This window comes from Streptomyces sp. NPDC059787 (assembly GCF_042732315.1).
Taxonomy (GTDB): domain Bacteria; phylum Actinomycetota; class Actinomycetes; order Streptomycetales; family Streptomycetaceae; genus Streptomyces; species Streptomyces atrovirens.
In genome coordinates, this window is record NZ_JBHWHX010000028.1 from 95,197 (window position 1) to 103,845 (window position 8,649).

8 protein-coding genes are annotated in these 8,649 nt (G+C 71.6%); 3 read left to right on the forward strand and 5 right to left on the reverse strand.

Annotated features, from left to right (window positions below; genetic code table 11):
* The 5 genes from ACFV5H_RS24965 to bagB form a co-directional block, all read right to left on the reverse strand.
* On the reverse strand, nt 1-578 hold a 578-nt coding region (locus tag ACFV5H_RS24965; RefSeq protein ID WP_385197348.1), incomplete at its 3' end, for an MFS transporter.
* Between the two features lie 480 nt (nt 579-1,058).
* The gene (bagY, locus tag ACFV5H_RS24970) at nt 1,059-2,171 is read right to left on the reverse strand and encodes a LuxR family transcriptional regulator BagY/FevT (protein ID WP_385053798.1); all 1,113 of its coding nucleotides are present in this window, start codon (nt 2,169-2,171) and stop codon (nt 1,059-1,061) included.
* 125 nt (nt 2,172-2,296) lie between these two features.
* A complete protein-coding gene (locus tag ACFV5H_RS24975; protein ID WP_385053801.1) occupies nt 2,297-2,659 on the reverse strand; it encodes an SAV_915 family protein in 363 nt (120 codons plus the stop codon).
* Between the two features lie 4 nt (nt 2,660-2,663).
* Nucleotides 2,664-3,770, reverse strand: a complete 1,107-nt coding sequence (gene bagC, locus ACFV5H_RS24980; protein WP_385053804.1) for a bagremycin/ferroverdin biosynthesis 3,4-AHBA synthase BagC/FevH — start codon at nt 3,768-3,770, stop codon at nt 2,664-2,666.
* An 18-nt stretch (nt 3,771-3,788) separates the two neighbouring features.
* Nucleotides 3,789-4,562: a bagremycin/ferroverdin biosynthesis DhnA-type aldolase BagB/FevI gene (gene bagB, locus ACFV5H_RS24985; RefSeq protein ID WP_385197350.1), complete on the reverse strand. Its 774-nt coding sequence runs from the start codon at nt 4,560-4,562 to the stop codon at nt 3,789-3,791.
* Nucleotides 4,563-4,731: 169 nt separating this feature from the next.
* Here bagB and bagA point away from each other — a divergent pair, with 169 nt between their 5' ends.
* The 3 genes from bagA to bagF form a co-directional block, all read left to right on the forward strand.
* A complete protein-coding gene (gene bagA / locus ACFV5H_RS24990) occupies nt 4,732-6,321 on the forward strand; it encodes a bagremycin/ferroverdin biosynthesis tyrosine ammonia-lyase BagA/FevW (protein WP_385197355.1) in 1,590 nt (529 codons plus the stop codon).
* The gene (gene bagE, locus ACFV5H_RS24995) at nt 6,318-7,628 is read left to right on the forward strand and encodes a bagremycin/ferroverdin synthetase BagE/FevW (protein WP_385197352.1); all 1,311 of its coding nucleotides are present in this window, start codon (nt 6,318-6,320) and stop codon (nt 7,626-7,628) included. The genes bagA and bagE overlap by 4 nt, the downstream gene beginning before the upstream one ends.
* A gap of 3 nt (nt 7,629-7,631) precedes the next feature.
* Nucleotides 7,632-8,649: phospho-2-dehydro-3-deoxyheptonate aldolase BagF/FevY (gene bagF / locus ACFV5H_RS25000; RefSeq protein ID WP_385197353.1), on the forward strand; the 1,018-nt coding region annotated here is incomplete at its 3' end.

The window sequence follows — 8,649 nt, forward strand, 5'->3', positions numbered from 1 at the left end:
GTGCCGTCCTCAAGATCCCTGCTGGGTGGTGGTTGTGGGGGGGCCTGTCGGCCCGCGTACGCCACCACGAGGCCGGCCAGCGCGGGTCCGCCGATCGCGCCCGCCTGCCAGCGCAGGGCGTTCAGCGCGGCCGCGGCGGCGAGCTGGTCGTGCGGGACGATCCGGGCCAGCAGCGAGTCCAGGGCGGGGCGCTGGAGTCCCGCGAGTGCCGCGACCCCGGCCGCCACCACGTACAGCGGCCACAGCATGGGGTGCGGCAGCAGCACGTTCAGCAGCAGGACGACGGCCAGCAGTCCCAGTCCCGCCTCGGTGAGCACGATGACCTTGCGCCGGTCCACCGCGTCCGCGAGTGCCCCGCCGTACAGGCCGAAGACCCCCAACGGCACCAGTTCGACGGCGCCCATCGCGCCCACCGCGAGCGGTGAGCCGGTCAGTTCCTTGATCTGGAGCGGCAGCGCGATCAGCGCCATCACGCTGCCGAGGTAGGTGACCAGGCCCTGCACCCACAGGAGGCGGAAGTCGCGGGAGGAGCGCCAGGGCGCCAGGTCGGGCAGTACTGCGGTGAGCTTCTCGAGCATGGTTCAGCGGCTCCCGACCGCGTACCGCGGCGAGCGTGGCGTTCTCATCGACCTGTGTTCCACTTCCGGTCCGGGGTGCCGGGGCTCGCACGTCCGGACAGCGGGCTGTGGTCGGGGAGCGGGGCACCGGACTTGCCGAGCAAGTCAGGTAAGGCTTACCTGGACAGCGTATGGAGTGGAGGCGCGCTGATCAATCGAGCTCTTCCGGCAGTCCTCGTGGCGACCGGGACGTGGAGGAGGATGCGGGCTCCCCGGTACTCGGCCGGGTGACCGGGAACGGTGCGGGTGCCGGCAGGTCCCTGATGGCACGCATGCGCTCGGGCCGGCCGGCCCCCGCCGCGTGGCCGGCCTCCGGTCAGGGCCTGAGGCCGGCCGCGAAGGCCCTGGCCAGTGCCGTCGGGGCGGGGGCGGGCGGTGGCGTCGGCCGCGTCCGACGGCGCGGACGGACATCGCCGGCGCTGTGCACCCGCCGGAGGGGTACTAGCCCCGTCGGCCGGTGACGGAGGGGGACGGGGGCGCGGGGTCGTAGTACTCGGTGAACAGCTGGCCCACCAGCTCGCCGCGGCTGGACACGCCGAGCTTTCCGAAGATCGCCTTGATGTGGTCGCGCACGGTGTGCGGCGACAGGTGGAGCTCCTCGGAGATGCCGCTGGTGGACAGGCCGCGCGCCACCCGCTGGGTGACCTCGAACTCCCGTTCCGACAGCTCGTAGGCCTGCACGATGAGCGGTGTGACGTCGGAGACCGGGGCGCGTTCGATGACCACCGCGGAGACCCCCACCCGTCCGTCGGCTCCCCGCAGGCAGGACGCGTGGCACACCAGCCAGCGGCCGGTGCGGGTGCGCATCCTGATCCGCGCGGTGTCGCCGCCGCGCTCCTCCGCGATCGCCCTGGCCCGCATCGCGGTGCCGTGCACCCACAGCGGTACGCGGATGCCGAGCGCGGTGAGCGAGGCGGGGCCCTCCGGCATCTCCTCCAGATAGCGCCGTGCCTCGTCGTTGGCCGAGACCAGGGCGCCGTCGGCGTCGAACAGCAGCAGCCCGGTGCCGGTCAGCGCGTCCTCGGAGGGCTCGGGGCGCCGCTTGGCGTACGCCCTGAGCAGGCGGGCTATCGGCGTGCCCAGGTCCTCCAGGAACGCACGCTCCCCGGTGCTGAACTCGGCCCGCCCCTTCTCGCGGAACAGGCTGACGTACCCGTGCGGCCTGCCGTCCACCCGCAGCACGGCCCGCAGTTCGTCGTGCACCCCGCGCGGTGCCAGGAAGCCCCGGTACAGGGAACTGCGCTCGGGCTCCCCGCCGGTGGTGGCCCACAGGCTCGCCACCGGCACCGGCGCCAGCGCGAGGTCCCGGAACAGGTTGACCTTCTCCGTGAACAGCTCGTACTGCCAGTAGACGGCGCAGCTGTGGTCCTCGATGTTCTCCGCGAAGACCGGCGACGTGACCATCCCGGTCTCCGGATCCGTGGCACGCCAGACGGCGGCGTCGTACGGGACCACCCTGCGCAGTTGCGTCGCGAGCGTGCTGAACAGCGTGTGCGGGCTGTCGGCACGTCCGGCACGTGAGATGAGTTCGTCGCGTCCGATCGCAGTGGGCATGCTCCGGCACTCCGTTCCGGGGTGACCTGTGGATGATGAGATGAGCCTTGCCTGTCCCCAATCGAACACCACCGTACGCCACTTGGCGGTACCGGGCCGGTGCCGGCGGCCGGAGCCGGCCGCCGTCACCACACCTCGTCCGGCAACCACTGCGCGTGACGGGACGCCCCGGCCAGGACGGACCCGTCCGCGTGGAGGTCCACGGCCGGCGGTTCCGCCGGCTCCGGCATACTCGGCATCTCCGGTCCGACGTAGAGCGGGTCGGTCCGGACGTCCTCGATCCCGAGCGGCCGGAGCAGCGCCAGGAGCGCGGGCCGTGACAACCGGATCCACCGCTGGGTGGGCCCCAGCGCCGCGTGGAGCCGTTCCTCGCCGGTGAAGGCGAGGCCGACCCGCTCCCGGCCGGCGCCCGGCCGGGCCGTACGCACGACGGCCGGCGCGCCCTCGTGGTCGCCGGCCCGGACCGGAACGAACAGGAGCGCGTCCACTACGTCACGTCTCGAGGCAGAACTCGTCGAGCGGGTAGCCGACGTGCCGGTCCTCCGTCGGCAGGAAGCCGAGCACCTTGTCGCCGGGCTTCAGCTCGGTGCTGTTGAGGACCGTGCCACCCGGGCCCAGCACCCGCACGTGCCAGTCGTCCTGCAGGATCAGGTTGACCTCGCGGCCGTCTGCGGAAACCGCGTTCACCGAGATCAGCGGCCTGGTCTCGATCTTGACCCGGCCCACGGTGACGAGCCGGGTACGGCCCTCGACGTCGGCGGCCACGACCTTGCTGCCCGCCTTCAGCTCGCTGAGGTAGTTGGTGCGGCCGTCCTTGGACAGCGTGTACGAGTGGATGGCACCGGCGTTCACCCGGAACGGGCGGGTCGGCATGTACGGCAGCGGGTGGGTCTCGCTGACGCAGAGGATCATGCCCTTGGAGTGCGACCCGACCAGGATGCCCTCGTCCTTGCGGAAGTAGGTGCACGTGTCGACGCAGGCGCGCTCGCCCATGCCGACGTGCTCGGTGCTGACGACCTCGAGCTCGGTCAGGGTCAGGTCGGGGGTCTCGGCGTTCACCACGGCCTTCAGGGCGGTCGCGTCGCCGACCTTGCGGGGCGCCATCATGACGCCGTCGGAGCCGTGCTCGAGCACGCCGAAGATGATCTCGGCCTCCTCGACGTCGGCGGCCACCGTGATCAGGCTGCCCCGGGAAGCGGCGGACGCCGCGATGACGATCTCCAGCGGGATCTTGGTGGGGTCGCGGAACAGCAGCAGGCTCCACTGCTCGGTGCGCGCCGACTGGCAGGCGTCCTCGAGCGTCTTCGCGTCGACGATCTCCACGAACCGGCCGAATTCCAGCCCCGGATGCCGGATCGCCAGCTCGGCGGGGGTGATTTTGTGGAAGTCCGGGTCCACGATGACCACGGTGGCCTCGCCGAAGTCCTCCGGGAGGGCCTTGCCCCGGGGGAACAGCACCTTGGTGACGGTCGGGGGCAGGCCCTCGAGGGCCGCCGGGTCCGACGCGACGATGCCGTCGACCCGCTGGTGCAGCGCCTCCTGGACGATGGCGTCCCGCGCCTCGTCGAGGTTCCGGATGTCCAGCCAACTGAGCTTCATGCGTAGGGCTCCTAGAGGTCACACACTGTGGATGAGGTGGGCCAGCTTCGCGGCCATGGCGCCGGGATCGGGTGCCTCGAAGACGTTGCGGCCCATGGCCACGCCCGCGACGCCCGCGCTCAGCGCCTCGCCGACCTGCGCCAGGACCTGGCCCTCGTCGTCGTTGCGCGGGCCGCCGACGGTGATGACCGGGACGGGAGAGCGGGAGGTGATCTCCTTCATCTCCGTCACCGAACCGACGTACGGGGCCTTCACCAGGTCGGCTCCGAGATCGGCGGCCAGGGACACCGCGTGCGCGACCAGTGCGGGGTCGCGCGGATCGCTGATCCTGGGGCCGCGGGGGTACATCATCGCCAGCAGCGGCACGTTCCAGCGGTCGCAGGCGTCGGCGACCGCGGCCAGGTCGGATATCTGCTGCTGTTCGCTGTCCGAGCCCAGGTTGACGTGCACGCTCACCGCGTCCGCGCCCAGCCGCAGGCTCTCCTCGACGCCGGCCACCAGGTACTTGGCGTCCGGGTCGGCGGCGTGCACGGTGCCGGCGCTCAGATGGACGATGAGCGAGGTGCTGCCGAACCAGGCGGGATCGACGTGCCGGAGACTGCCCTTGTGCAGGACGACCGCGTCCACCCCATGGGTGGCCAACCGGCCCACGAGCGCGTCGAGCCCCTCGCCGCCGGTGATCGGACCGTCGCTCACCGAGTGGTCCAGCGGCACGATCAGCAGCCGTTCGGAATCGTTTCGGTAGAGGCGCCGCAGGCGGAGCCGCCTGCCGAACGCGCCGTTGGAGATCATGGGAGTTCCTCATTTCTCCGTGCCGGTCTTGGGGTCAACCCTGATGAGGGCGGGTATCTCCGGCATCTCGTCCGGATATCGCGTGCGGGGCGTTTCCGATATCGACGGAGAACATCAGCGGTCAAGACTCGTGGACAACCGGCGAGAAAGGTGTCCACAAGTGACGACCATGAAGATTGACGGGCACGGCCTGAGCATCGGCCAGACCGTGGCCACCGCCTCCCGCGAAGGTTCGGATTTCGCGGTCTCCGAGAGCGCGTTGCGGGCCATGAACGCCTCCCGGAACCTGAAGCTGGAGATCCTCGCGACCGGCAAGCCCATCTACGGGGTGACGACGGGTTTCGGCGACAGCGTCAACCGGCAGATATCGCCCGAGAAGACCGCACGGCTGCAGAACGAACTGATCCGCTACCACCTGAACGGAACCGGCCCGCTGGCCTCCGACGAGGTCGTGCGCGCCACCCTGCTGATCCGCGCCAACTGCCTGGCCCGGGGCAACTCCGGCGTCAGCCTCCCCGTCGTGGACCTGCTGCTGGACTTCCTCCGGCACGACATCCTGCCGACCATCCCCGAGCGCGGCTCGGTCGGCGCCAGCGGCGACCTCGTCCCGCTCTGCTACCTCGCCTACGCGCTGACCGGCCAGGGCAAGGTGCGCCACCGCGGCGAGACGCGCCCGGCCGCGGACGTGCTGGCCGAACTGGGCCTCGAGCCCGTGACGCTGGAGGCCAAGGACGGACTCGCGCTGATCAACGGCACCTCCTTCAGCTCGGCGTTCGCCGTCCTGAACACCGAGGCGGCGGCCGAACTCGCCGATGTGGCGGACATCTGCACCGCGCTGGCGAGCGAGGGCATGCTCGGCAACCGGGGCCACTACGCGCCGTTCATCCACGCCGAGAAGCCGCACAGCGGTCAGGGCGCCAGTGCCGCGCTCATCCACGAACTGCTCGAGGGCTCCGCGCTCGCCATGACCTACGACCAGGTCGTCGACCTGAACGTCCCGCTGGACGGCCGGCACTACCAGAAGCTCACGCGCAGCATCCAGGACCGCTACTCGCTGCGTTGCGCCCCGCACGTCAACGGCGTGCTGCGGGACATGCTGGACTGGGTCCGCACCTGGATGACGGTGGAGATCAACTCCTCCAGCGACAACCCGCTGTTCGACCCCTCCACGGGCGCCGTGTACAGCGGCGGCAACTTCTACGGCGGGCACGTCGTCACCGCGATGGACTCGCTGAAGACCGCCGTCGCCGGCATCGCCGACCTGCTCGACCGGCAGCTCGCGCTCCTGGTAGACGAGAAGTTCAACAACGGCCTCACGCCCAACCTGATCGCCCGGGTGGACGACGACGACACCGAGGCCGGGCTGCAGCACGGCTTCAAGGGCATGCAGATCGCGTGCTCCTCGCTCACCGCCGAGGCGCTCAAGCACGCGGGCCCGGCTTCCACCTTCTCCCGCTCCACCGAGGCGCACAACCAGGACAAGGTCAGCATGGCCCCGATCGCGGCGCGCGACGCGCGCAACGTGATCGAACTGACCCGTGAGGTCGCGGCCATCCACCTCCTCGCGGCCTGCCAGGCCGTCGAACTGCGCGGCGTCGACGAGATGAGCCCCCGCACCAGGGCCGTGCACACGCGCATCCGCAAGGAGGTCCCCTTCGCCGCCAGGGACCGGCAGATGGACGACGACATCGCCGCGGTCGTGGAGATGATCTCCTCCGGCGCCATCACCGAGGCCGCGCGGGTGGGAGCGGATCTGTGACCGTCACCCTGAACACCGGGGCGCCCGGCGCGCTGCCGGCCATCGGCGACTGGAAGACCTTCGACGAACTGCGGGCGCTCCAGCGGGAGCGGATCGGGCCGACGCTGCGGCACGCCCTCGACTCGCCGTTCTACGCGAAGCGTCTTCGGGCCGGGCAGGAACTGTCCACGGTGGGCCTCACCGGGAAGTCGGACCTGCGCGACAGCTACCCCTTCGGCATGCTCGGCGTGCCCAAGGAGCGCCTGGCCACCTACCACGAGTCCAGCGGCAGCACCGGCAACCCCACTCCCGCCTACTTCACGGAGGCGGAGTGGACCGACCTGGCCGACCGGTTCGTCCGCAAGACCGTCCCGCTCGGCCCCCAGGACACCATGCTGGTGCGCATCCCCTACGGGCTGGTGCTCGCCGGGCACATGGCCCACTGGGCCGCCATGCGCGGCGGCGCGACCGTCGTCCCCGGCGACTGCCGCTCCCTCGCGGTGCCCTACTCGCGGGTCGTGCGCGTACTGCGCGACCTCGAGGTGACGCTGACCTGGTCCACGCCGAGCGAGAGTCTGCTGTGGGTCGCGGCGGCCAAGGCCGCCGGCCATCCCGTCGGCTCCTTCACGTCGCTGCGGGCGCTGTACGTGGCGGGCGAGCCGATGAGCAGCGCGCGCCGCCGCCGGATCGAGGAGCTCTGGGGCGCTCCGGTCATCGAGGAGTACGGCTGCACCGAGGTCGGCCCGCTGGGCAGCGACTGCCCGTACGGCCGGATGCACTTCTGGGCCGACCGGGTGCTGCCGGAGATCTACGACCCGCAGACCGGCGACGTCACGGCCGAGGGCACCGGGCAGTTGGTCATCACCCCCCTGTACCGGGAGGCGATGCCGCTGGTGCGCTACAACCTCGAGGACGTGGTGGAACTGCGGTACGAGGACTGCCCGTGCGGGTGGCGGCTCCCCACCGTGCGGGTGTTGGGCCGGCTCGGCCAGGGCCACACGGTCGCCGGGCGGCGCCTCGGGCAGATCCAGGTGGAGGAGCTGGTCTACCGGCTCCCGGCCTCCTACGGCGTGCTGTTCTGGCGGGCCAGGGCCGAACGGGACCGTCTGGTCGTCGAGATCGAGGTGCCCGGCCCGGACGGTGAGGTGGCCGCCGCGTCGCTCGCCGCGTCCGTCGAGGCGGAACTCGGGGTGCCCTGTGTGGCCGGCGCGGTGCCCGAGGGCACGCTGGTGCCGACCGCGCTGCTGACGGAGCGGCTGGACGCCATGAAGCCGCGCAAGCTGTTCGGGCCCGACGAGGACTGGGGGCAGGCCGTTGTCCGGGGTTGAGACATGGTGATCGTGATGATGCCGCAGGCCACGGCGTCGGACCTCGCCGCGGTCGTCGCGCGGGTCGAGTCGGCGGGCGGCGAGGCGTTCGTCAGCCGCGGCACGAGCCGCACCGTCGTCGGACTGGTCGGCGACATCGAGCAGTTCGGCACGCTCAGCCTCGGCGCCCTGCGCGGGGTCGCCGAGGTGCTGCGCGTCTCGGTGCCGTACAAGCTGATCAGCCGGCAGAGCCACCCGGAGCGGTCGGTGGTCCGGGTGGGCGGGGTACCGATCGGCCCCGGAGCCCCGACGCTGATCGCCGGGCCCTGCGCGGTGGAGACGCCGGAGCAGACGCTGCGGGCGGCGCTCATGGCCCGGGCGGCGGGCGCGACCGTGCTGCGGGGCGGCGCCTTCAAGCCCAGGACCTCCCCCTACGCCTTCCAGGGCCTGGGAGAGGCGGGGCTGAAGATCCTCGCCGACGTCCGGGCCGAGACCGGACTGCCCGTCGTCACCGAGGTGGTCGACGCCCACGACGTCGAACTGGTCGCCTCGTACGCCGACATGCTGCAGATCGGCACGCGCAACGCGCAGAACTTCGCGCTGCTGCAGGCCGTCGGCGACGTGGGCAAGCCGGTGATGCTCAAGCGGGGGATGTCCGCGACCGTCGAGGAGTGGCTGATGGCCGCCGAGTACATCGCGCAGCGCGGCAACCTCGGCATCGTGCTGTGCGAACGCGGCATCCGGACGTTCGAGACGGCCACGCGCAACACACTGGACATCGCCGCCGTGCCCGTCGTCCAGCGGCTGTCGCATCTTCCCGTCGTCGTCGACCCCTCCCACTCGGGCGGGCGGCGCGACCTCGTGCTGCCCCTCACCCGGGCGGCGCTGGCCGTCGGCGCCGACGGAGTCATCGTCGACGTGCACCCCGACCCGACGACCGCGCTGTGCGACGGACCCCAGGCTCTCGTCCACGAGGACCTGGAGGAACTCGGCGCGACGATGCGCGGCGGGACCTCCGGGCAGCGCCGGATCCCCGACGAGG

Bases quoted from the DNA above. Each gene is read 5' to 3' on its own strand.
- bagY (WP_385053798.1), bottom strand. From the start codon at position 2,171: ATGCCCACTGCGATCGGACGCGACGAACTCATCTCACGTGCCGGACGT.
- bagB (WP_385197350.1), bottom strand. From the start codon at position 4,562: ATGATCTCCAACGGCGCGTTCGGCAGGCGGCTCCGCCTGCGGCGCCTC.
- bagA (WP_385197355.1), top strand. From the start codon at position 4,732: ATGAAGATTGACGGGCACGGCCTGAGCATCGGCCAGACCGTGGCCACC.
- bagC (WP_385053804.1), bottom strand. From the start codon at position 3,770: ATGAAGCTCAGTTGGCTGGACATCCGGAACCTCGACGAGGCGCGGGAC.